17 protein-coding genes are annotated in these 21461 nt (G+C 65.5%); 8 read left to right on the top strand and 9 right to left on the bottom strand.

The window, feature by feature from the left end; translation table 11 throughout:
- Nucleotides 1-485: 485 nt before the first annotated feature.
- Nucleotides 486-746: a hypothetical protein gene (locus BSF38_RS21905; protein WP_076349231.1), complete on the bottom strand. Its 261-nt coding sequence runs from the start codon at nt 744-746 to the stop codon at nt 486-488.
- A 190-nt stretch (nt 747-936) separates the two neighbouring features.
- Nucleotides 937-2529 carry a hypothetical protein gene (locus tag BSF38_RS21900; protein ID WP_145952268.1) on the bottom strand — a complete coding sequence of 531 codons (1593 nt, stop codon included), beginning with the start codon at nt 2527-2529 and terminating at the stop codon, nt 937-939.
- Nucleotides 2530-2805: 276 nt separating this feature from the next.
- On the opposite strand from BSF38_RS21900, the gene BSF38_RS21895 reads away from it, so the two are divergent.
- The 3 genes from BSF38_RS21895 to BSF38_RS21885 all read left to right on the top strand — a co-directional run bounded on the left by BSF38_RS21895 (nt 2806) and on the right by BSF38_RS21885 (nt 5882).
- Nucleotides 2806-3693: a hypothetical protein gene (locus tag BSF38_RS21895; RefSeq protein ID WP_145952267.1), complete on the top strand. Its 888-nt coding sequence runs from the start codon at nt 2806-2808 to the stop codon at nt 3691-3693.
- 341 nt (nt 3694-4034) lie between these two features.
- A complete protein-coding gene (locus BSF38_RS21890) occupies nt 4035-4652 on the top strand; it encodes a hypothetical protein (RefSeq protein ID WP_076349225.1) in 618 nt (205 codons plus the stop codon).
- Nucleotides 4653-4808: 156 nt separating this feature from the next.
- Nucleotides 4809-5882, top strand: coding sequence for an NAD(P)H-dependent flavin oxidoreductase (locus BSF38_RS21885; protein ID WP_076349223.1), 1074 nt, complete (start codon nt 4809-4811; stop codon nt 5880-5882).
- A 37-nt stretch (nt 5883-5919) separates the two neighbouring features.
- Here the strand turns inward: BSF38_RS21885 and BSF38_RS21880 are convergent, their stop codons facing one another.
- Nucleotides 5920-6159 carry a hypothetical protein gene (locus BSF38_RS21880; protein WP_145952266.1) on the bottom strand — a complete coding sequence of 80 codons (240 nt, stop codon included), beginning with the start codon at nt 6157-6159 and terminating at the stop codon, nt 5920-5922.
- Between the two features lie 296 nt (nt 6160-6455).
- Nucleotides 6456-7457 carry a DNA polymerase III subunit delta gene (gene holA, locus BSF38_RS21875; protein WP_076349219.1) on the bottom strand — a complete coding sequence of 334 codons (1002 nt, stop codon included), beginning with the start codon at nt 7455-7457 and terminating at the stop codon, nt 6456-6458.
- 224 nt (nt 7458-7681) lie between these two features.
- Here holA and BSF38_RS21870 point away from each other — a divergent pair, with 224 nt between their 5' ends.
- The 4 genes from BSF38_RS21870 (at nt 7682) to BSF38_RS21855 (ending at nt 11788) form a co-directional block, all read left to right on the top strand.
- A complete protein-coding gene (locus tag BSF38_RS21870; RefSeq protein WP_076351277.1) occupies nt 7682-8335 on the top strand; it encodes a CerR family C-terminal domain-containing protein in 654 nt (217 codons plus the stop codon).
- 16 nt (nt 8336-8351) lie between these two features.
- A complete protein-coding gene (locus tag BSF38_RS21865) occupies nt 8352-9791 on the top strand; it encodes an ABC transporter permease (RefSeq protein WP_076349217.1) in 1440 nt (479 codons plus the stop codon).
- A 61-nt stretch (nt 9792-9852) separates the two neighbouring features.
- Nucleotides 9853-10605, top strand: a complete 753-nt coding sequence (locus tag BSF38_RS21860) for an ABC transporter ATP-binding protein (RefSeq protein ID WP_076349215.1) — start codon at nt 9853-9855, stop codon at nt 10603-10605.
- A gap of 58 nt (nt 10606-10663) precedes the next feature.
- Nucleotides 10664-11788 (top strand): HlyD family secretion protein, encoded by a 1125-nt coding sequence (locus BSF38_RS21855; protein ID WP_076349213.1) that lies wholly within the window; start codon nt 10664-10666, stop codon nt 11786-11788.
- A gap of 1302 nt (nt 11789-13090) precedes the next feature.
- Here BSF38_RS21855 and argJ read toward each other — a convergent pair.
- Nucleotides 13091-14293 (bottom strand): bifunctional glutamate N-acetyltransferase/amino-acid acetyltransferase ArgJ, encoded by a 1203-nt coding sequence (argJ, locus tag BSF38_RS21850; protein ID WP_076349211.1) that lies wholly within the window; start codon nt 14291-14293, stop codon nt 13091-13093.
- A gap of 763 nt (nt 14294-15056) precedes the next feature.
- On the opposite strand from argJ, the gene BSF38_RS21845 reads away from it, so the two are divergent.
- Nucleotides 15057-17321 carry a hypothetical protein gene (locus BSF38_RS21845; RefSeq protein WP_237170564.1) on the top strand — a complete coding sequence of 755 codons (2265 nt, stop codon included), beginning with the start codon at nt 15057-15059 and terminating at the stop codon, nt 17319-17321.
- Nucleotides 17322-17467: 146 nt separating this feature from the next.
- On the opposite strand, the gene rdgB is transcribed toward BSF38_RS21845, so the two are convergent.
- The 4 genes from rdgB to argF form a co-directional block, all read right to left on the bottom strand.
- Nucleotides 17468-18145, bottom strand: a complete 678-nt coding sequence (rdgB, locus tag BSF38_RS21840) for an RdgB/HAM1 family non-canonical purine NTP pyrophosphatase (protein ID WP_076349209.1) — start codon at nt 18143-18145, stop codon at nt 17468-17470.
- Nucleotides 18146-18309: 164 nt separating this feature from the next.
- Complete coding sequence (locus BSF38_RS21835; RefSeq protein WP_076349207.1) at nt 18310-19428, bottom strand: hypothetical protein; 1119 nt, start codon at nt 19426-19428, stop codon at nt 18310-18312.
- Nucleotides 19429-19648: 220 nt separating this feature from the next.
- The gene (gene rph / locus BSF38_RS21830; RefSeq protein WP_076349205.1) at nt 19649-20365 is read right to left on the bottom strand and encodes a ribonuclease PH; all 717 of its coding nucleotides are present in this window, start codon (nt 20363-20365) and stop codon (nt 19649-19651) included.
- A gap of 51 nt (nt 20366-20416) precedes the next feature.
- Nucleotides 20417-21361 carry an ornithine carbamoyltransferase gene (argF, locus tag BSF38_RS21825; RefSeq protein WP_076351273.1) on the bottom strand — a complete coding sequence of 315 codons (945 nt, stop codon included), beginning with the start codon at nt 21359-21361 and terminating at the stop codon, nt 20417-20419.
- Nucleotides 21362-21461 lie beyond the last annotated feature (100 nt).

The raw sequence follows: 21461 nt of genomic DNA, 5'->3' as shown, positions 1-21461 counted from the left end.
GCTGATTGTCTCAAATTAGCATAGCACGGATACCCGAAAATGTACGAAACATGGCTTTCGGCGTCAAGTCATCTATAAAACGCAAAACATGGCGTAAGAAGAAATCCCGCACTAACGGCACCGTAATCGCGATTCTCAATAGCTTTACGAATTCAACACCGACCCCGTCACCCGTCTAAGTTGGCTCGTACCTGGCTGAAGGAAAGTGCACCAGGATGCACCTATCAGCAACGCATCCCCCTGAGCGGCTCGACTTCAGCGCCCTGACGCGACCCGGATGAGAACGGGAAGAACGCACAAATCCGCTTGGACCCGCCTCGATCATTCTACGACACTTCGGGGGCGAAGGATCGAGGAATCGAGGATCTCCTCGACTTGTTAGGCTCGGGACGCTCGATTCAGAACGTGTGCGTCCGTCTCCACCGATTCGCCCAGATGAATTCTAGGTCGCGATCGTCGTGGGGGAAGGCTCTGAACGAAGGAATTCAGGCCTTTTGGTCGAGTTCCTTGAGAATGGCCACGAGGAGCTGAGGGTCGCGTTTGTCCAGCAGGTGGGCGATCCGAGATTCAGGAAACTCGAGTTTGGTGAGGGCTTCCTCGACGCGCTTCCAGAGCTTGTCTTGCTGTTTGCCCTCGGCCAGATAAAGGTCGGTGGCGAGTTCGGACAGGCGTTGAAACGCAATCGCGTCGAAGTTTTTGTAGTAGCGATCGATGATTTTCTTCTGATATCGCGAATAGTCAGCCATTGGTTTCATGCTCTCTCGGCTACGTTCTCTTATGGCCCGCAGCGCCCATCGTAGCGTTTCGGGCCCAAAATCCGCCAACCCTTTGGATTCCTCGTGTAAAGACGCGGGGCGTCACGGGTTCCGGCTTGGGAATCCGTGTCGCCCCGGTCGTTTCCATGCGGTCGATCGCGGAGGGCGGGAACCGATACGATCAGACCGCGCCGCCGACGGCCAGCGGGACCGCTGAAGCCCCGGTCGGGGCGTTCGATTGCGCAAGGTAGTCTTCGAGGGTGCGGTGCAGCCTGCCGGTCAGCTTCGAGGCGTTCTTGGCCGTCGGCAGTGTGACCACTTCGCGGGGGGCCGCGACGGGCGTGACCGTCCCTTGAGCGGTGACCTGAGGCGAGTAGTCGACGTTGACGTTCGTGGCCAGGCTCGGCGAGGCCACGTCGAGGCTCACGCTCGACGACGACGCGGGGACCGCGGTGGGGTCGAGGATGGCCGAGGGGTTGGTCACGGCCAGCTTTCGCAGGGCCGTGTACTGGGTGTCGATCTTGGAGTTCCTGTTCATCAGGAAACCCAGCCGGTTGCCGGCCCGCTGCGACGCGTACGGGACGTTGACCACCTGGTTCGACGAGACCACGTCCTTGCCGTCGAACGTCTTGGCCGTGAAGGTCAAGGTCTGGAGGCCGGGATCGGCCTGGATGTCCTTCGCGTTGAAGACGAAGGTCTGGCCGAGGAACGGACTACGGGGGAACCGGTGCGGCAAGGTCGCGATCGGCTTGGCCCCGGCGAAGTCGACCGTCGAAGGATCGATCGTCGCGGGATCGAAGCCGGACGTCCCCTGGATGTACACCCGGACCAGGTCGCGGTGGGTGTTGTCGATGATCCGGTGTTCATGCGGGTTGATCAGGATCGGCGGCGAGATCGGCGGGCAGACCACCGGCGGCGTCACGGGGGGCGTGGCCGCGCTCAGCAGCACGGGCTGTTCCGGGAAGAACGCCTCGCTGATCGGCCCGTCGACGCTCGACCCCGCGAAGGCGCCGACGTTGAACACCGCCGTCGGCGCGATCGGCTCGCCGGTGATCGTCTGGTAGAGCGTGTCGAAGTTGATGATCGACAGCTCCATGTTGGGATGGGCCGGATCGTTCTGGGTGTAAATGTTGCCCTGGAACTGCGGCAGTGGCGTCCCGAACGTCGGGGCGACGTTCGGCCCCGCCTGGTTGGCCGTCGCGACCTGGAAGACCTTGGCGTCGACCCCCGGCGGCGGCGTCTGCGGGAAACCGGCGACGATCTGGGCCGTGCCCGTGCCCAAGAAGTCGAGGTAGACCCCCATATACTCGGTGCCGCCGAAAGTCGCCGGGTCCTGAACGCCCAGGCCTAAAGCCGTCACAGCGGGGTTGACGCTTCCGGAGTTTCCGTTATTGTCTGCGTCACCGGCAATCACCGCGCCTGGATGATTCAGGCTCGGCGGTTGATCGATGCCGATGCTGAGCGTGCCGTTGTTGTCCGGAGAGTAGGAGACCCGCAGTCCGTTGATGTCGAAGCCCGACACCTTGACCAGGCTCTTGAGTGCCGCGTTCCCGATGACCGGATGCTGGACGTTCGCGTTGTCGGGCAGGATTACGACGCCTGGACTTTGTGTAGCGGGAAAATCGATTGGGACGTTTCCCGTGAAGGTAACGCTCAGCATTTGCCGATGATCAAGCTGTTCCATGGCGATGCCGGCGTTGCGGACGGTCCTCAGGCTGCCGCGACGGCGGCGCCACGAGCCAACAGCTTGCAGCAGTCTTGCGAATAGCGACATCGCGCCATCGTCCTTTCTAGCGGGGTCCTCTCCCTGGAAGGGGAGATCGTGGTGGGCCGATCCCGAACGATCCCTGGTGAGGCCGGGGGTCATTCGGACCGGCGGTAAGCATCGAATCGATCTGTCATCTTGGCCGTCGGGAGGAGCAATGGTTTGCTCGACTCGCCCGAGGTCGCTTGAACGCCTGGCATAGATCGTCCCGGCTGACGCAATTCCGCGTCACGCCCAACTCGGCTTCCGCGGGACGAATTGACCATACGTGGAAGGAGTCTCGTCATGGTTTACCGTCGCCTTGGCCCGTGGAGCCTCGCACTCATTGTGCTGATCGGAATCGGTTCCTCCACGAGCCGGGCCAGTGGCATCAACTTCACTGGCAACGTTGAAACCGATTTCCCCCAGAGCGATGAGTCCACCCAGATCGTTCCGGTCAACGCGAACCCCAACGACATCGGCCAATCGCAGTGGATCACCGATAACAAGTGGGTTTCCGGCTGGAGCGTGAAGGACATCCGCTTCAGTTGGGATCAGAAGAACGACGTCCTCTACGTCGGCATCAACAACTGGGCGAACCCCAATGGCGTCATCGCCCCGTTCGGCCAGGCCAACGGCAACCCCGCGGGCACGCCCGAGACCTACGACCCGTCCCATCTGGGTTACGGCAACGCCAACAGCGACAAGTCGGTCGCGGTCATGTTCTCGCGAACCGACCCCGTCAATGTCGACCAACCCGGCTCGCCTGTGATGATCGCCGGCGTCCCGGCCGACAAGTCGAAGAACGGCCCGGGCACCGACGGCTTCAACATCTCGACGGTCGACACAACCCGGTCGGATTCCGGCCTGGGCTACATGTTCGGCAAGAGCCTGATGGGGACGACCAGCGATTCCCTCACCGGCAACCTGGCCTACGACCCTTCGCCCGCTCATCCCCAGCTTGAGTTCGCGATCAAGAACTTCAGCAAGGTCTTCGACCCGACGAAGCCGTTCTGGATCGAGATGTACGCGGGCTCGGGCATCGACGGCGTCGCCGGCGAGTCTCATATCTCGTACAAAGTCCCCAGACTGGCTCCGCAAGAAACCCCGGAACCTACCACGATCCTGGCCTGGACGCTCATGTCCGGCGGCATCGCCTGGCGCGTACGCTCCAAGAAGCGTGCGAAGGTCTGAAGTGTGATTCGATAAGCATGAAGGCATAAAACGCTTCCCTGCGCAAAGCGGCGGCCCAATCCAGGGGTCGCCGCTTTTTTCATCGGTCCGCCTCGGGCTGTTGGTCTTCCTCTTTCTCCACTTCCTCCCATCTCCCCACCGCGCCCTTCTTACGTCTCATCCCGCTTCCCGAGACCGCGAATCTTCCCAGGGCCACGCGACCGAACCAGATCCCGCATCCTCCACCGTCGAACATCGATGGAGGAGGGTCGCCGCGCGTCGGGTTTGACGGGGATTCCCGGCGTTGGTTAGTTTGAGAATTGACGATTCATCGTCCGTTCCTCATTCGAGCGCTCACGAATATGCGACACCTCTTGCGCCGGCTGAGCCTGTCGGGATTCCTCTTCGTCGCGGCTGGGTCGGCCATGCCGTCGGGCTCGGTCGACGCTCAAGAGGTGCCCGAGTCCTCCCCTGCCCCGCAGCCCGCGCCCAAGTCGTCGGCGAAGAAACCGCTGGGGCTTCGCATCCTCGCGCCCGTGGTCTGCAAGTCGATCGAGGGCTACGAGGATTACGAGACGTTGCCCGACGCGGAGCTGACCAGCGATGAGAAGTTGCTGGTCTACTACCGACCGAAGGGCCACAAGGTCGTGCGCCAGGGCGACGAGTACGTCGCTCACCTCATGCAGGACGGCCAGGTGCGTCGACTCGGCCAGAAGAAGGTGTTGCTGCGGAAGGCGAAACTCCTCGACTACGAAGCCAAGAGCGACATCCCGCCCGACGAGATCTACATCCGCAACACGTTCTCGCTCAAGGGCCTCCCCCCCGGCGAGTACGAGTACGACATGATCCTCAAAGACCTCAACGCGAAACCCGCGACCGTGACCGTGACCGAATCCGTCAAGTTCCGGGTCGTCGCCGCCAAGCTCCCCGAGGCCGAGGCCCAGCCTGAAACCAAGCCGAGGTCTGGCGCGCGGTTCTAGAGCAGTCGTCGCGAGAATCCTTCTCTCCCCGGGAGAGGGAAAGGTTTGCCGATACGATAATGCGACGAAGCTACACACGCCGTCCCGCTCTTTCTTGTGGTTCGGGTAAAGTGGTGATCTCGATGAATTCGACCTGGATTTCAAGGGGGCCGAGGCTTGAACACGTTGCTACGGGCGATTGACGTGGAGCTGCCGATCATTCAGGCCCCGATGTCGGGGACCGCGACGCCGGCGATGGCCGCCGCGGTATCGAATGCGGGGGCGTTGGGTTCGATCGGGGTCGGGCCCGTGGGAGCGGAGACAGCCCGTCGGATGATCCGCGAGGTCCGGGCCGCGACGGATCGTCCGTTCAACGTCAACGTGTTCTGCAACCGTCCGGCCGTCGCCGACGAGGCGCGCGAGGCCGCCTGGCTCGCCAGGCTCGCGCCGGTCTTCGCACGCTACGGCGCATCACCCCCGAACGCTCTGAGGGAGATCTATTCGAGCTTCGTCGAGGACGACGCGATGCTCGCCGTGCTCGTGGAGGAACGGCCGAAGGTCGTGAGCTTCCACTTCGGCCTGCCTTCGGCCGACCGCATCGCCGCGTTGCGCGCGGCGGGCGTGGTCCTATTCGCGACGGCCACGAGCCTGGCCGAAGCGCGGGCGATCGCCGACGCCGGGATCGACGCGATTGTGGCGCAAGGCTACGAAGCGGGGGGCCATCGCGGCGTCTTCGACCCCGACGCCCCCGACGACCGCCTCGGGACGATCGCCCTGACGCGACTGCTGGTTCGCAATCTCGACGTCCCCGTCATCGCGGCCGGCGGGATCATGGACGGGGCCGGGGTCGCCGCCTGCATGCTCCTGGGGGCGAGCGCGGCGCAGTTGGGGACGGCCTTCGTCGCCTGCCCGGAGTCGGCGGCCGACGCGGGTTATCGAGCCGCGCTCCAGGGCGCTGGCGCGGAGCACACCGTCATGACGGCGGCGATCTCGGGCCGGCCGGCGCGATGTCTCGCCAACCGGATCACGGCCCTCGGCGCGGAGGCCGAGCCCAGCGCGGTCCCGGACTATCCGATCGCCTACGACGCCGCCAAGGCGCTCAACGCCGCCGCCAAGGCCGCCGGCGAGACGGGTTTCGGCGCCCAGTGGGCCGGCCAGGGCGCGCCGCTCGCCCGCGCGCTCCCCGCCTCGGCCCTGGTCGCGGCGATCCGCTCCGAGATGGATCAGGCGCTCGGGCGCGCGAACGGCTGAGCCCCACGGCTCACCCGTCGGGTCGTGCCCCCTTGTGTCAGGTCGAGCGGATCACCGTGATCCGCTCGCGGAACTGATCGCCCGAAAGCAGCTCCAGGGCCCCCTGAAGCGCGAGCTGCTTGGCGTGCCAGGTGCGGACTTCGCCGCTCACCATCACGAGCCCTCCCTTGTCTTCCTCCACAACCAGGTTGCGGATCCTCCCCTGCGTGTATTGGCGAACGTGGCACTCCACCTCGTGGGCAAGCGACGTTTGAGGAATCGACTCAGCGGTGGACATAAAGAGATGCTCCATCCAAGTTGTCTATCTTGGCGGCAATCGTGAATGGCATCGGGCGCTGGGGACCAGTCCAACCGATCTCTTCAGGATGTCGCAGCCATCTCGAAAGACAAGGAAATTCTATTCCGGAGCAGGAAGAATTTCAGGAAGATTCTCGCGCCGGCGCGTCCATGATCCAGATTCGTCCCGGCCCCGATGCAGGGGCCGCCGACCCACCCTTGCCTGGCATAGCGTGTTTACCATGGCGCGCGACCATCCGTGAGAAAGAGCAGCCTCGAAGGAAAAAGGCCCCTTCATCAATCCCGTCGTGGTTGCGAGAGTTGAACGAGGAGCGTCTCCAGGACGACTCGGGGGTCAAGGAGGCTGCCTCCCTTGATGTCGAGGTCGGCTTTGAGGAGGAGCGCCGGCAGTTGGTCGACGCGGGCGGGGCCGAGGTGTGCGTGTTGCTTGGCGGTGCGGTCGAAGGCGAACGGAGCGATGCCGGCGGTCCGGCAGGCGTCCGCCAGGCTGAGCCGGGCCGAGCGGAGGCGGCCGGCGTGATGGACCTTCAAAAGTGAGTAGGTCATCCCGGCGAGCAGTGGAACGGGGTGTTCGCCGGAGGCGATCAGGTCGTCGAGAAGCTTCGCCGCCATCGCGCCTTTGCCTTCGGTCGCGGCGTCGAGTACCTTCCAGATCGTCTCGATCCGGCCCGCTTCCACGAGTCGCGCGACGTCCGCGCGGAGGATCTTTCCGGAACCCGCGGTCGAGATCGACAGCTTATCGAGTTCGGCGGCCAGAACGCCCAGCTCAAGGCCGACCAGCTCAAGGAGCAGTTTGGCCGCGTCGGGTTCGAGCTTCGAGTCGAGCTTCGCCGCGCGGGCCGTCAACCAGGGGATCAGGTCGGCCTCCGTGGGGGTCGAGCAGTCGACGGCCAGGCCCGATTTCACCAGCAGCTTGGCGAGCCGGGTGTTCCCCGGCCACGATTTGACGACCAGAACCAGGTGACCCGTGGCGCTGGGCGACTCGAAGTAGCTCTCCAGCTCCTTGCGGTGGCTGGTCACGAACGGGTCGGCGTCGTCGATGATGACGACCCGGCGCTTGGAGAAGAACGGCAACGTGTACAGCTCGTCGACGACGTCGGCGAGCTTGGCCGCCGCCCCCTCGAACCGGCTGGCCCCGACCTCGTCCGGCTCGGGCAAGGCGGCCCGAACCACCGCGCGCACCGCCTCGCGACGCAGATAGACGTCGTCGCCGTAAATCACGTAGACCGGCTTCAACTCCTGCGCCGAGGCGCTACGCAACCATTCCAACCCCCGCATCGCCGCCCCCTCCCCGCTCCATCCGTTCCGAATCGAGGCTTTCGACCCACCGCGCATCGTCTCACAAAGCCGCTCCCCTGACGAGCGGGAAACCACCCGGAGTCCTCCATCGCGTCTTCTCCAAAAGAATCGTCAAGAGACGGTCTTGACCCGTCCGAACCAGATCATACACTTGATTGAAACGACTGTTTGAAACATCTGTTTTGGAGACGGAGCGGGGCGGCATGGCGGTTCAAGATCCGACGAAATTGCGATTGCTGGAAGCCGCGGGCGAGGAGTTCGCGGAGAAGGGGTTCGAGCTGGCGCGGGTACGAGCGATCTGCGAACGGGCGGGCGCGAACCTGGCGGCGGTGAATTACCATTTCGGCGACAAGGAGCAGCTTTATCGCGAGGTGTTGCTGGAAGCGCATCGTTGCGGGCTCGACCCTGCGTCCGAGCCGGCGGTCGCGCCGCTTTCGCCGGCCGACAAGCTGCGGGCGTTCATCACGCATTTTTGCGAGCACGTCATCGCGTTCGGCGGCGCCGATTCGTGGCAGACGCGGTTGATGATGCGCGAGATCGTCGACCCGACGCCGGCGCTCGAATTTCTGGTCCGCGAGTCGATCCGCCCCCGGTTCGAACAGCTCAAGGCGATCATGCGGGAGGTCCGTCCCGAGGCCGACGAGCAGCGGCTGGACGTCCTTTGCTTCAGCGTGATCGGCCAATGCCTGCATTACAAGACGGCGCGGCGGGTCATGGAGCGACTGATCGGCGACGACCGGTATCAGGCGCTCACCGCCTCGTACCTGGCCGATCACATCGCCGAGTTCACCCTTGCAGCGTTGGGGTTGGGTCCGCCGGCCGCAAGCCCGGTCGCCGTCGCCGAGGTCCGTTCTTAATCACGAGGATTCGATCATGAACTGGATCGCGCTCAAGATGCTGGTGGGCGACCGGGCCAAGTTCTTCGGGATCGTGATCGGCCTGACGTTCGCGGCGGCCCTGATCACGCAGCAAGGGTCGATCTTCTGCGGCCTGATGCTCCGAACCTGCGCCCAGGTCACTGACATCACCGGCGCCGACCTCTGGGTGATGGACCCGAGCGTCCGGTTCATCGACGACATCAAGCCGATGCTCGAGAACAACCTGCCGAGGGTTCGCGGCGTGAAGGGGGTGAAGTGGGCCGTGCCGCTTTACAAGGGGAACGGCCGGGCGAAGCTGACCTTCCTCCCCGACGCCATGAAGGTGAAGACGTTCCCGGCCGATCGGCTCGAACGCGACCGCCAGCGCGCGAAGCAGTCCGCCGCGCCGTCGAACGCGTTCACGAAGGTGCTCGACCTGGTGGCCCCGAGCGGCGAGGAAGCAGCGACGCCCCCGGCCCGGTGGTACAGCCCGAAGCTGATCAACGTGATCGAACAGGTGATCCTGATCGGCGTGGACGACGCGTCGATGGTCGGCGCGCCTCCCGGCGGCCCGATGATCGGCGCGGAGCCGAAGGGTCGGATGTGGGTCGGCTCGCTTGAAGACCTGCGCCGGCCCGAGTCGATCGTCGTCGACCGGGTCGGTCTGCGGAAGCTGTACCCCGGATGCCATCTCGACGAGCCGTTCGCCGACCCGCCCGAATCCGACGACGCGTACGTCGCGCGGTTGCGACGGTTCGTCGAGTCGACCCCGGAAATCGAGATGAACGACCGTCGCGCGGTGATCGTCGGCGTCTGCGAGGCGACCCGGACGTTCCAGTCGAGCCCCGTCGTCTACACGCTCTACAGTCGGGCCAAGCAGTTCATCCCGATGGAGCGGAAGATGCTCACGTTCATCCTCGCTCAGACGGCCGACGACGAGAACGGCGCCAAGATCCCGCCGGCGGTCGTCGCCGAGCGCATCCAGCGGCAGACCGGCCTCGGCTCGCTCACGAGTGAAGCCTTCATGTACCGGACGATCAAGTATTATTTGATTTACACGGGCATCCCGATCAACTTCGGGATCACGGTCTTCCTCGGCTTCCTGGTCGGGACGGCGATCGCCGGCCAGACGTTCTACAACTTCACGATCGAGAACATCCGTCAGTTCGGCTCGCTCAAGGCCATGGGGGCGTCGAACCGACGGATCGTCGGCATGATCCTGTTGCAGGCGGCGGTCGTGGGAGCGATCGGCTACGGGATCGGCGTCGGGTTGTCGACGCTGTTCGGCTTCAAGACGCTCGACCGCTGGGGGAACCCGACCGAGCTGGCCTACTTCACCCCCTGGCAGCTCCTGCCGACCACGGCCGCGGCCATCATCTTCATCTGCGTCCTGGCCAGCCTCGTGAGCGTCCAGCGCGTCATCCGGCTGGAGCCGGCCATCGTCTTCCGGAGCTGATCGCTCAGCCTGATCGCGGGGAAGGCTCGTCTCGGTGCGAACAGGGGAGCGGGGGATCGTCATGTCGGGCGCATTAGCTACAACCAGGGCCGGCGAGGGGGCTGCGGGCCTCCAGACGGCCGTGCGGATTCGAGAGCTGACGAAGCACTTCGGCTCGGGCGATCAGCGGGTCCAGGCTCTCGGCGGGATCAATCTCGACCTGTACGCCGGCCAGATGTCGTTGATCGTGGGCCCATCGGGATGCGGCAAGACGACGCTGCTTTCGGTGATCGCCGGCATCCTCAACGCCGACCAGGGCGAGGTGACGATCTTCGGCGAGGACGTCACCAAGATGAGCGACCGGGCCAAGACGAAGTTCCGGGCCCGGCGGATCGGCTTCGTGTTCCAGCAGTACAACCTGTTGCCGGCGCTGACGGCCGCGGAGAACGCGTCGATCCCGCTGGTCATCGCCGGTTGGAGCAAGGCTCCGGCGGTCCGTAAGGCGGGCGAGGTGCTGACGGCCGTCGGCATGGGCAAGAAGCTCCAGAGCCTGCCGTCGCAGCTCTCGGGCGGCCAGATGCAGCGCGTGGCCATCGCCCGGGCGCTCGTCCACGACCCCCACCTGCTCGTCTGCGACGAGCCCACCGCGGCGCTCGACCACGACACGGGCCTGACGGTGATGGAGTTGATCCGCGAGTCGGTCGTCCGGCCCGACCGCGCCGTGGTCGTCGTCACCCACGACAACCGCGTCTTTCATTTCGGCGACCGGATCGCCCACATGGACGACGGCCGCGTCGTCGAGATCGAGGACCGCGACCGTCACGCGGCCGCCTGATTCGACACGACCTGATCCCTTCCGATCCTTCACGTCTCTTCCTATCGGACTCGATCTCATGATCACGCGAATCGTGCTGCCGCTGGTCGCCGTTCTCGGAGTTTTGCTGGCGGTCCAGAGCGTCTTGCCCTACGAGATGAGCCTGAAGTCCGGCAAGCCGGTCTTCAAGAGCAAGGCGCCCCCGGCCTCGACCCCGTTACAGCCCCCTCCGGAGCAGCCTTCCCGATTCCGCGAGAGCATCCACGGCATGGGCCTGGTGGAGTCGCAGCGTGAGAACATCCCGATCGGCACCTCCGCCCCGGGCCTCGTCACCGAGGTCTACGTCGACGGCCGGCCGGACTACCGGCCGCCGCACAAGCGGGTCGGCGACCGCGTCAAGAAGGGCGAACCCCTCTTCAGCATCGACGACCGTGAGCTGAAGGCCGAATTGCAATCGCGCTCGGCGGCGCTGCTGGCGGCCGAGGCGCAACTCGGGAGGCTCGAACGGATGCCGAGGGCCGAGGACGTCCCCCCGGCCGAGGCGGCCGTCGAGGAGGCGCAGGCCAAACTGCTCGACGCCGAGGCGGCCTTCAACCGCGACTCTCAGCTTTTCCAGCGGAAAATGCTCGCCGCCAGCGACTACGACCGTGACCGCTACACGGTCCAGGCGGCCAAGGCGGCCCTGGCCAGGTCCGAGGCCGACCTGGCGAAGCTCAAGGCCGGCGCGTGGAAGGAAGACATCGCGGTCCAGCGCGCGGCGGTCGTCGAGGCCCGCAGCCAGGTCGAAAGCGTCAAGATCATGCTCGACCGCCTGGTCGTCCGCGCCCCGGTCGACGGCGAGGTCTTGCAAGTCAACGTCCGCCCCGGCCAGCTCGCGACGCTGTCGTGGAAGGAGCCGATGGTCGTCCTCGGCGAGGTCAAACGCCTCCACGTGCGGGTCGACGTCGATGAGAACGACCTCTTCCGGTTCCGCGAAGGCGCCCCCGCCGTCGCCACCCTCAAGGGGCAGGTCAAACCCGAATTCCCCCTCGAATTCTTCCGCATCGAGCCCTACGTGATCCCCAAGCGAAGCCTCACCGGCGACAACTCCGAACGTGTCGACACCCGCGTCCTCCAGGTCCTCTACATCCTCCCCGACAACCCTCCCGCGCGGGTGTACGTCGGCCAGCAGATGGACGTGTTCCTCGACGTCGGCGGCTCGTGAGCGTGCGTTCCTCGGGCGTCGGAACCGGCCCAGGCCGACTTGTCCTCATATCCGCGCCGAAGCGACTCCTCTCCCTCAAACGTCACGCCAAAAGAAGAGCGCATCCCATCGTAAATTAAGGGGAGACGCTCTTTCTCAATCCGGCGAACGAAGAAATTCGTTGACGGCCGCCCCCAGGTTTTCAGCGACAAATCGTCATGCCCCAGTTTGGGGCGCCCGACCTCATGAAAATGGGAACTGGGTCGTGCCGTGAACACCCTCCGAAGCAAGCCCGAAGCGCCAGCGAGTGAATCAGCGTGGGGCCGTCGGAACCATTCACTCGCTGGCGCTTCGGGCTTCCATTCCACTCGGTCCGAATACAAGCTCGAAGCGCCAGCGAGTGAATTTCCCATCGGCGGGTCGAATCCATCCACTCGCTGGCGCTTCGGGCTTCCATTCCACTCGGTCCGAATACAAGCTCGAAGCGTCAGCGAGTGAATTTCCCATCGGCGGGTCGAATCCATCCACTCGCTGGCGCTTCGGGCTTCCATTCCACTCGGTCCGAATACAAGCTCGAAGCGTCAGCGAGTGAATTTCCCATCGGCGGGTCGAATCCATCCACTCGCTGGCGCTTCGGGCTTCCATTCCACTCGGTCCGAATACAAGCTCGAAGCGTCAGCGAGTGAATTTCCCATCGGCGGGTCGAATCCATCCACTCGCTGGCGCGTCGAGCTTGTATCGGGGCAGGCCTTCGCGAGGCCATTTTCAGATCAACAATTCGCGATTCTCTGGAACCGATTACGAGCCTGAAGCGCCAGCGCGTGAATCATCACGACGGCGGACACGGAATTCACTCGCTAGCACTTCGGGCTCGTATTTCGATGGCTCGAAAGGGAACCGTCGCGACTCGTCCCGTGCCCCGGGGATCGCCCACCCCTCATCTGCAAATCGGCGAGATCGAAGCCAATCCGCCCGGTTCGCTCGGCACCGCTCAGGACTGCGACGAGCGATCTCGACAGCCCGAATCCACAGTCGTTTCCAGCCGATCGAAGCCAATCCGACGTCCCAACATAAGCGACGAACAGACCTGACGTTGCGTCGAATCGGCAACTCAATGGCCGACGACGAACGAAGCCAATTCGCCACCCCACGCCACCACCTGGCGGCGAGAGTGGACATCAGGTTGACCGTGTCGTTTCGGCGCGAACGAAGCCAATCCGCCCGGCTCGCTCGGCTGGACGTGGAAGCGACCAGGACGGACGACATGCCGGGAGACGTTTGGGCTCGAAAACAGGACGAACGGACCCAATCGGCCGGGGTCGCTCAGGTGGTGTACTCGGCGTTGAGGCGGATGTATTCGGCGGTCAGGTCGCAGGTCCAGAACCGGATCGAGGCGTCGCCCCGGGAGAAAAGCAGGCGGAGGTGGACGTCGCGGTTGGCCCGGATGTCGGCGGAGAGGGCCGAGGCGTCGAAGGCCGTCGGCGTTCCCAGAGCGTAGACCGAGACGCCGTTGATCCAGAGGGAAAGCTCGGTCTCCTCGAAGGGGACCCCCGCGTAGCCCGCGGCCGAAACGATCCGTCCCCAGTTGGGGTCGGCGCCGTGGATGGCGGTCTTCACGAGCGGACTGTCGGCCACGGCCCGGGCGAGGTTCCGGGCCTCGTCGCGGTCGGCGGCTCCCTCGACGTCGATCGTGATGAAGTGGGTCGCCCCCTCGCCGTCGTCGGCCATCTCCTGGGCGAGGGTCCGGCAAGCCGAGCGGACCATGTCGGCGAACGGCTTGAGGTCGTCGCCCCGAAGGATGTCGTTCGAGGCGGCTCCACTCGCGAGCAACAGCACCGTGTCGTTGGTGCTGGTGTGGCCTTCGACCGAGACGCAGTTGAAGCTCTCCTCGACGGCTTCGGAGAGGATCGGCTGGAGGTCGTTGGGCCAGACGGGGGCGTCGGTCAGCAAGAAGGCCAGCATGGTCGCCATCCGGGGGCCGATCATCGCGGCTCCCTTGGCGATGCCCAGCAACGAGTACGCCCCCGCCCCCTCGCCGTGTTGGAGCGAGACGATTTTCGTGCGGGTGTCGGTTGTAAGGATTGCCTGGGCGGCGGTCCGGAAGCTCTCGGGATCGGCCGACAACCCCGGCGCGGCGGCGACCAGGCCGGCTTCGATCCGGTCCATCGGAAGCTGATGGCCGATCACGCCGGTCGACGCGATCAGGACCTGCCGGGCCTCGCAACCGAGCAAGGCGGCCGCCCGCTCGGCCGTCTGGCGGACGCTCGCCTCGCCCTGGGCGCCCGTGGCCGCGTTTGCGTTCCCCGCGTTGACCACGATCGCCCGGACGTCGTCGGCCGGTAGGTTCTCGCGGCACCAGCGAACCGGCGCGGCGCACACGCGATTGGTCGTGAACGTGCCGGCCGCCGCGCAAGGGCCGTCGGCCGCGAGGAACGCGAGGTCCAACCCTCCCGAAGGCTTGACGCCCGCCTTGACCGCCGACGCACGAAAGCCCCGGGGCACGACGATAGGCGGCGACTCGCTCATGGACCTCGGCCTCGACGCAAAAACCAGAGAAAACGACCCGTTTCCAGCCATCAACTTACTTCAGGACAACCCAGATGCCTAGTGCCCCTGCACCTGAATCCCCCGGATACAAACCACCAGGACGCCGTCGGGCCCCCCAACCTCATGATAAAGGGCTAGCGGCCAGCGGCGTCCGAATACAAACCCTCATGACGCTGCTGGGACACCCGGCCTCATGAAAATGGGGATCGCGGTCGGCCGGGTCCGGTAGGGGCGCCCCTTGTGGGTGCCCGGTTCGTTTCACGCCGACCGCTCACGCTCGGCGATCGGGCACCCACAAGGGGCGCCCCTACGGCAAACCACAGACCGGTGTTTTTAGAGCAGCCCGAAGCGCCAGCGAGGGATGATTTTCAATTTCGCCGAGGCGATCCCCTCGCTGGCGCGTCGGGCTTGTACTTCGGAGGACCCTCTCGGCCCCCTTGCTCTCGAACCGCATGCGCCGACGAGGCCGATCTTGCGGGCTGACTCGACTCTGCCGATACGATCGATTGCATGACGTTTACTGAAAATGCAGGCGGGATAAGTAACTGACGTAACATCTGGGAGGGAAGTGCGGCCTGGGGAGCCTGGACCACTAGGATATTTAGGTAAACATCCTGAAGGGGGAGCCGGTGGCGCGACGAACAGTAAAGGTGGTTGGCGGCCCCGTTCCCGAGGCGGAGTCTCTGGGCTCGAAGGTCGTATGAGCGCCGAAGTCAGTCGGGAGTGTATCGTGGAGCGTCCGATGTTGAGAAAACTACCGTGGCTCGCCCTGCTGGCCCTAGGACTGGGGCTCGGGGCCGTCACTCGCCCGGCACAGGCTAGTTATGCTGGTGGTGCCTCGCTGCGCATCTGCCCCGTGCCCCAGGAATGTTGCGGGCACACCCAATATCAACTTCAGCGTCAGACAGTCCTCCGGAACGTGCAGGAGACCGTCTATGAGACGCAACAGGTCCCGTACACGCGGACCGTCTGCGAGACGGTCATGCAGCCGCGGACCGTTCAGACCGTCCGGAACATCGTGCAGAATCACGTCCGGGAAGAGGCCTACACGGTCAATCGCCCGGTGTATCGCACGGTGAGCCAGCAGGTCAATTACACGGTTCAGCGGCCGGTCACCCGGACCGTCTGGAAGAGCGTCGCGTACACGGTCCAACGGCCGGTCCGCGAGACGCACTATGAGACGCGGGCCTACACGGTCAGCCGACCGGTGCGGGAAACGACCCTGAAGACGTGCTACTACAACGTCAACCGGCAGGTCCGCGAAACGTCGTTCAAAGACGTGACGTACAGCGTCTGCCGGCCGGTGCAGGAGACCGTCTTCAAGACCGTCAACGAGACCTTCTGCCGTCCCGTGCAGGAGACGGCGTACAAGACCTGCGTCTACACGGTGTCGCGACCGGTCCAGAAGACCTGCTACCGGACGGTGCCGTACACGGTGCAAGTGCCGGTCCAGACGACCGTCATGCAGAGCCAGCCGTTCACCGAGATGGCGCCCGTCCGTCAGACCGCCTACAAGCAGGTGGCTTACACGGTCTCGCGCCCCGTCCGCGAGACGGTCATGAGGGAGTGCCGCTACACCGTGCAAGTGCCGGTGAAGCGGACCGAGATGCGGACCTGCTCGTACACGGTTTCGCGGCCCGTCCGCGAGACGGTCATGAAGGAGTGCCGCTACACGGTCTGCCGTCCGGTCCAGACCACGACCCTGAAGACGGTCTCCAAGACGGTCTGCCAGACCGTCACCGAGACGGTCATGCGAGACGTCTGCGAGACGGTCTGCGTCCCCAAGACGATCGTCAAGCAGGTCTCCAAGACGGTCTGCGAGCCGGTCACCCAGCAGTACTACGTCCCCGGCAAGACGGTCTGCATCAACGGCTGCCTCGTCCAGACCCCTGGAACCTGGTGCACCCGGACGGTCAACTGCCCGCGCACCGTCGTCGAAGACGTGGTCTGCACGGTCTACGAGTCGCAGACGGTCCGCAAGCAGGTGCCGGTCACGGTCTGCAAGCAGGTGCCCACCACGGTCACCGAGCAGATCCCCGTCACCACCTGCCAGATGGTCTCGGAAGAGGTCGTCAAGCAGGTGCCGGTCACGACCTGCCGGATCGTCAACGAGGTCCAGACCAAGCAGGTCCCGGTCACCGTTTGCGAATACGTGGCCCAGGAAGTCGTCAAGCAGATCCCGACCACGGTCTGCCGGACCGTCCAGGAAACCTGCACCAAGACGGTTCCGTACACCGTCTGCACGATGCAGCCCCGCACGGTCACCCGGTGCGTGCCGGTGAGCGTCACCAAGCTCTGCTCCAAGACCGAGTACCGTCAAGACCCGTACACGGTCACGACGTATGTTCCTGAGCAGTGCGTCAAGCAGGTGCCCTACACGGTCACCAAGCTGATCCGCGAGTGCCGCACCAAGCAGGTGCCGGTCACCGTCACCCGGATGGTGCCCCAGTCCTGCGTGAAGCGGATTCCGATCACGACCTGCCGCAACGTGACGGAGACCCTGTCCAAGCAAGTTCCGGTGACGACCTGCCGGATGGTTAGTGAAACCCGCACCTGCCAGGTGCCGGTCACGACCTGCCGGATGGTCGCCGAGCAGTGCGTCAAGCAGGTCCCGCAAACCATCTGCGAGACCGTGACCGAGCAGCGCGTCAAGTGCGTCCCGGTGACCGTCTGCGAAATGCAGCAGGTCGCCTGCACCCGCAAGGTGCCGTACACGACGTGCAGCCAGGTCGTCGACAGCAAGGTGGTCTACGATCCCGTGACCGTCCAGCGCCAGGTGGCCGACACCAAGACGGTCTGCGTCCCCCGGACGATCTGCAAGCAGGTCCCGGTGGAAGTCTGCGTCAAGGTCCCCGTCGTCACCCAGTGCCCGCCGGCCGTGCTGCCGTCGTCGCAGACCGTGGTGGCCTCGCCGCAGTCGACCATGCCGCTGACCACGCTGCCCGCGTGCGACGCCTGCGACGCCAAGCACCCGTTCTTCAGCAAGGGCCTCCGCCTGTTCCACTAAGCCCCAGCCGACAGAACCGGCGCAACCAACCCAACCCCCCGATTCAGGACAGCCCCTTCGGCGCTCCCTGAACGACGAACGTCCACCGGCGGCTCACCCGCTTCCGGTGGACGGCTCGTTTCGAAGCCGGCCCGACCCGGCCCGGCTCAGCCCGAGGCCAGCTCGGCGATCAGCTTTTCGAGCCGGGGGCGAAGGTGGGCGAAGGCTCGCGACCGGTGGCTGAGCTGGTGCTTGACCAGGGGGCTCAATTCACCGAAGGTCTTGTGGTATTCGGGGATAAGGAACATCGGGTCGTACCCGAAGCCCCCTTCGCCGCGCAGCTCGCGGATGATCCGGCCGCGGCATTGGCCGTCGGCTTCCAGCCGGATGTTGCCCTCGGGGTCGGACACGGCCAGGGCGCACCGGAAGGCCGCCCCGCGCTGGGCGTCGGCGGTCGCGGCGAGGGCCTCCAGGAGCTTGCGGCAGTTCGCCATGTCGTCGCAGGGCTCGCCCGCGTACCGGGCCGAGTAGACCCCCGGCGCGCCGTCCAGCGCGTCGACGGTCAGCCCCGAGTCGTCGGCGAGGACCCATTTCCCTGTCGCCAGGGCCGTCTCCGACGCCTTCTTGCGGGCGTTGCCGGCGAAATCCGGGGCGTCCTCGACGACCTCGGGCAGGTCGGGATAGGCGTCGAGCGACCCGATCTCGATCCGATCCATCCACGGCCGACGTTCCCAGGGGGGGGCGATCAGGTCCGCCATCTCGCCGCACTTCTTGCGGTTGCGCGAACCCAGCACCAGGCGGATCAAGGGAGCGGACGCAGGCGAGGACGCGGTCGGAGCGCTCATGGGGGATCGTCAACCCGGTCTCGATGACGCCGCGGCGCGGGCCGCGACGAGGGTGGAAACGAACGAAGTCGCCGCCGTCGCCCTCCCTGTCGGGACGGCGCGGCGACGACTTATTCTCGCTTACGGCGAGTCGAGCGAGAAGAGGCGGCCAGCGCCTCCCCGGCTCATTTCTCGAACTGGGTCTTAATGACCGAGAGATCCGTCAGCATCGTGGCCGGCACGATCATCGTGTCGACGGCTCCGCCGGTCCGCTTGCGATCCATCAGAGGAACGGCCATTTTCACAAGGGCTTCCCGGACTTGCACGGCCTGCGGATCGCGATCGGACTGGAACGAGCCGATGTAGACCCGGCTGGCGGTGCGGTCGTGGAAGACGTAGATCGGCTGGCCCAGTTGCTGGACTTCGCGGTCTTTCTTGAGGGCCGCCGCGAGTTCCTCGGCCTCGCCGGCGGCCTTCCGCAGCGGGCTGTTCAGCAGCGCCAGCGGACCGCGGAAGTTCTCGTCCTTCTCGTTGAACGTCGTGCGGCCCGAGAACTCGGCGACCTGGAGAGTGTACTGGCCAGGGCAGTTGGCGATGCTCCAGGCGGTCGTGTTCATCCGCACGATCAGGTCGTCTCGCTTGTGGGGATACAGATCCTGGGCCGAGACGTACGGGTTGGTCGTGCGGATCGACTTGATCAGGCCGTCGCGCCAGGGGAAGATCGACGACATGCCCTCAAGGCACTTGGGTTTGATCTTCTTGACCTTGTGGTGCAGTTGCTCGCTGGCCTTCAGGGTCTTCTCGTCGCCGACGAGGACGGCCGCCTCGTCATACGTCCGGAACTTCTCGGGTATTTTGACATTGCCTTGAATGGCGCGAGGATCGGCCTGCGGGGGAATCCCGCGAATGTTGTGCTTGCCCGGCCAATCCTTGTCGCGGAGGATGTAGGCGGGTAGGTGGTATTCCTCGCGCAGCTCCTTGCACAACGCCAGCGCCATCTTCTGGCTGTCGGGACCGCGGAACACCTTGGCCATGACCATGAACGGCCCGTTGTTCTTGGTGAGCAGGTAGGGCTCGATCGGGTCGTTGGGCAAGTCGATGGTCGGGGCCTTGAGCTGATCGACGGGCGTCGGCTCGGGAACGGCCGTGACGGTCGGCGCGTTGATCGCGCTCTGGACGGCGTCTTCGTGCAACTCGGCGGCGGCCGGCGGCTCGGATGCGGCCCGTTTCGGGGCGGTCTGCGCCCAGGCGGTGCCGCCCGCCAGGGAGCCGAGCAGCGCCAAGGTGGCAATCGGCGATTTCATGGGCGATCCCCTTCCATGTCGGATCATGAAGTGGGAATGCGTCGTAGACCGAATCGGTCCATCGTCCCACTTCGAGTTCTGGCCCCGGTCATCCTTGCCGGTGGTCGGATTTCGGCCGGGGCGGGCGTCCCCTCCGGCAAGACATGGGCGGGACTTTAGCAAAAGATCCGAACCTTGCCCAGAGCGATTCCGCCCTCCCAACCCAGGAGAGGGACCGGGATCACGCGGGCCACGGCCAGTCGGCACCGAGGGCCTCTTTTTGGAGCGTGGCGAGGCGGTCGATTCCGGCTTCGGCCAGGTCGAGCAGCTCGGCGAGTTGGGGACGCGAGAAGACGCCCCCCTCGCCGGTCCCCTGAACCTCGACCAGTCCCCCGCCGCCGAGTCGGACGACGTTGACGTCGACGTCGGCCGTCGAGTCTTCGGGGTAGTCGAGGTCGAGCACCGGACGGCCCGCCACGATGCCGACGCTGACGGCCGCGATGCTGTCGCGAAGGATCGTCCCGGCGCGATCGCCGAACTTACGCTTGAGTGCGTCGGCCACGGCCACGAACGAGGCTGTGATCGCCGCGGTCCGCGTGCCGCCGTCGGCGTTGAGCACGTCGGCGTCGACGTGGACCGTACACGGGCCGAGCGCCTTGCGGTCGACGATCGCGCGCAGGCTCCGGCCGATCAGCCGCTGGATCTCGGTCGCGCGGCCGTCGGTCCGGCGCTGGACGCGGGTCGGCGTGCTGCCGGGGAGCATCGCGTACTCGGCCGTCAGCCAGCCCACCCCCTTGCCATCCAGGAACGGCGGCACCGAGTCGGAAATCTGGGCCGTGACCAGCACCGTCGTCGCCCCGGCCTTGAAGAGCACGCTCCCCGAGGCGTTGGGCGTGAACCCCCGAACGATCTCGACCGGCCGAAGTTCGTCGTCCCGGCGTCCCTGCGTGCGTTCCATGAAATCATGTTCCTTGACGGGTTAGAGACCGGGCTGGGTTTGGCCGGAGCTTCAGCCGATCGACCCGCATACGAGCCATTCGAGGAGGGCCATCTGGAAGTACATCCGGTTGGCCGCCTGGGGGATGACCTGGCTCTGGGGGCCGTCGAGCACGCCCGATGCCACTTCCTCGCCGCGGTGGGCCGGCAGGCAGTGGAGGAAGACGGCGTCGGGCCGGGCGCGGGCCATCAGGTCTTCGTCGACCTGGTACGGGGCGAAGATCTCGCGCCGGTGATCGGCCTCGCTCTCCTGCCCCATGCTGGCCCAGACGTCGGTGTAGAGGGCGTCGGCGCCCTCGGCGGCCGCCTTGGGGTCGTGCGTGGTCTGGAGCGGAACCCCGGGGAACCGCGCGGCGAAGCGGGTCGCGAACTCCTTGGGGAATTCATACCCCGGCGGGCACGCCAGGATGAACTCGACGCCCAGCAGGGCCGAGGCGACGGCCAGCGACCGCGCCACGTTGTTGCCGTCGCCCACGAAGCACAGTCTGACGCCTTCGAGCCGATTCTTGATCTCAAGAATCGTCATCATGTCGGCCATCGCCTGGCACGGGTGCGCGTCGTCGGAGAGGGCGTTGACGATCGGAATCGTGGCGTGGCGGGCCAACTCCTCAATGGTGGCGTGCGCGAAGGTGCGGACGGCCAACGCATCGACGTACTGGCTGATGACGCGGGCGAAGTCGGCGACGCTCTCGCGCACGCCGATGCCCACGTCCTTGCCCCGGAGGAAGATCGAACTCCCCCCCAGCCGGGCGAAAGCCGCCTCGAAGCTGACGCGGGTGCGCAGCGACGGCTTCTCGAAGACGAGGCCCAGGCTGCGTCCCAGGAGCGGCGTCGTCCGCCTCGGCTCGTGCCCGCCGGCCTTGAGCACGACGGCGCGGGCCAGCAGAGCGTGAGCTTCCTCGGAGCTGATGTCGAAGAGATCCACGAAGTGTCGCCGCGCGCGATCCTCGGCGCACACGGGCGGCGAGGACGGAGACGACGACGGCGGGGAGCCGCCGCCGTTGAGGCGGTTACGGCCGTCGGGACCGGCGGCGTGCTGGGGGTCGGACTTCTTGGAG

The organism is Paludisphaera borealis (assembly GCF_001956985.1).
Classification (GTDB): Bacteria; Planctomycetota; Planctomycetia; order Isosphaerales; family Isosphaeraceae; genus Paludisphaera; species Paludisphaera borealis.
Note: the sequence above shows the minus strand (reverse complement) of the source record. Positions and strands in the feature narration are given on the sequence as shown.

What these genes read in the sequence shown, in the direction of transcription:
- BSF38_RS21865 (WP_076349217.1), top strand. Translation starts at nt 8,352, where the DNA reads ATGAACTGGATCGCGCTCAAGATGCTGGTGGGCGACCGGGCCAAGTTC.
- BSF38_RS21900 (WP_145952268.1), bottom strand. Translation starts at nt 2,529, where the DNA reads ATGTCGCTATTCGCAAGACTGCTGCAAGCTGTTGGCTCGTGGCGCCGC.
- BSF38_RS21895 (WP_145952267.1), top strand. Translation starts at nt 2,806, where the DNA reads ATGGTTTACCGTCGCCTTGGCCCGTGGAGCCTCGCACTCATTGTGCTG.
- rdgB (WP_076349209.1), bottom strand. Translation starts at nt 18,145, where the DNA reads ATGAGCGCTCCGACCGCGTCCTCGCCTGCGTCCGCTCCCTTGATCCGC.
- argJ (WP_076349211.1), bottom strand. Translation starts at nt 14,293, where the DNA reads ATGAGCGAGTCGCCGCCTATCGTCGTGCCCCGGGGCTTTCGTGCGTCG.
- BSF38_RS21845 (WP_237170564.1), top strand. Translation starts at nt 15,057, where the DNA reads ATGTTGAGAAAACTACCGTGGCTCGCCCTGCTGGCCCTAGGACTGGGG.
- BSF38_RS21870 (WP_076351277.1), top strand. Translation starts at nt 7,682, where the DNA reads ATGGCGGTTCAAGATCCGACGAAATTGCGATTGCTGGAAGCCGCGGGC.
- BSF38_RS21905 (WP_076349231.1), bottom strand. Translation starts at nt 746, where the DNA reads ATGGCTGACTATTCGCGATATCAGAAGAAAATCATCGATCGCTACTAC.
- BSF38_RS21890 (WP_076349225.1), top strand. Translation starts at nt 4,035, where the DNA reads ATGCGACACCTCTTGCGCCGGCTGAGCCTGTCGGGATTCCTCTTCGTC.
- BSF38_RS21835 (WP_076349207.1), bottom strand. Translation starts at nt 19,428, where the DNA reads ATGAAATCGCCGATTGCCACCTTGGCGCTGCTCGGCTCCCTGGCGGGC.
- holA (WP_076349219.1), bottom strand. Translation starts at nt 7,457, where the DNA reads ATGCGGGGGTTGGAATGGTTGCGTAGCGCCTCGGCGCAGGAGTTGAAG.
- rph (WP_076349205.1), bottom strand. Translation starts at nt 20,365, where the DNA reads ATGGAACGCACGCAGGGACGCCGGGACGACGAACTTCGGCCGGTCGAG.
- BSF38_RS21880 (WP_145952266.1), bottom strand. Translation starts at nt 6,159, where the DNA reads ATGTCCACCGCTGAGTCGATTCCTCAAACGTCGCTTGCCCACGAGGTG.
- BSF38_RS21855 (WP_076349213.1), top strand. Translation starts at nt 10,664, where the DNA reads ATGATCACGCGAATCGTGCTGCCGCTGGTCGCCGTTCTCGGAGTTTTG.
- BSF38_RS21860 (WP_076349215.1), top strand. Translation starts at nt 9,853, where the DNA reads ATGTCGGGCGCATTAGCTACAACCAGGGCCGGCGAGGGGGCTGCGGGC.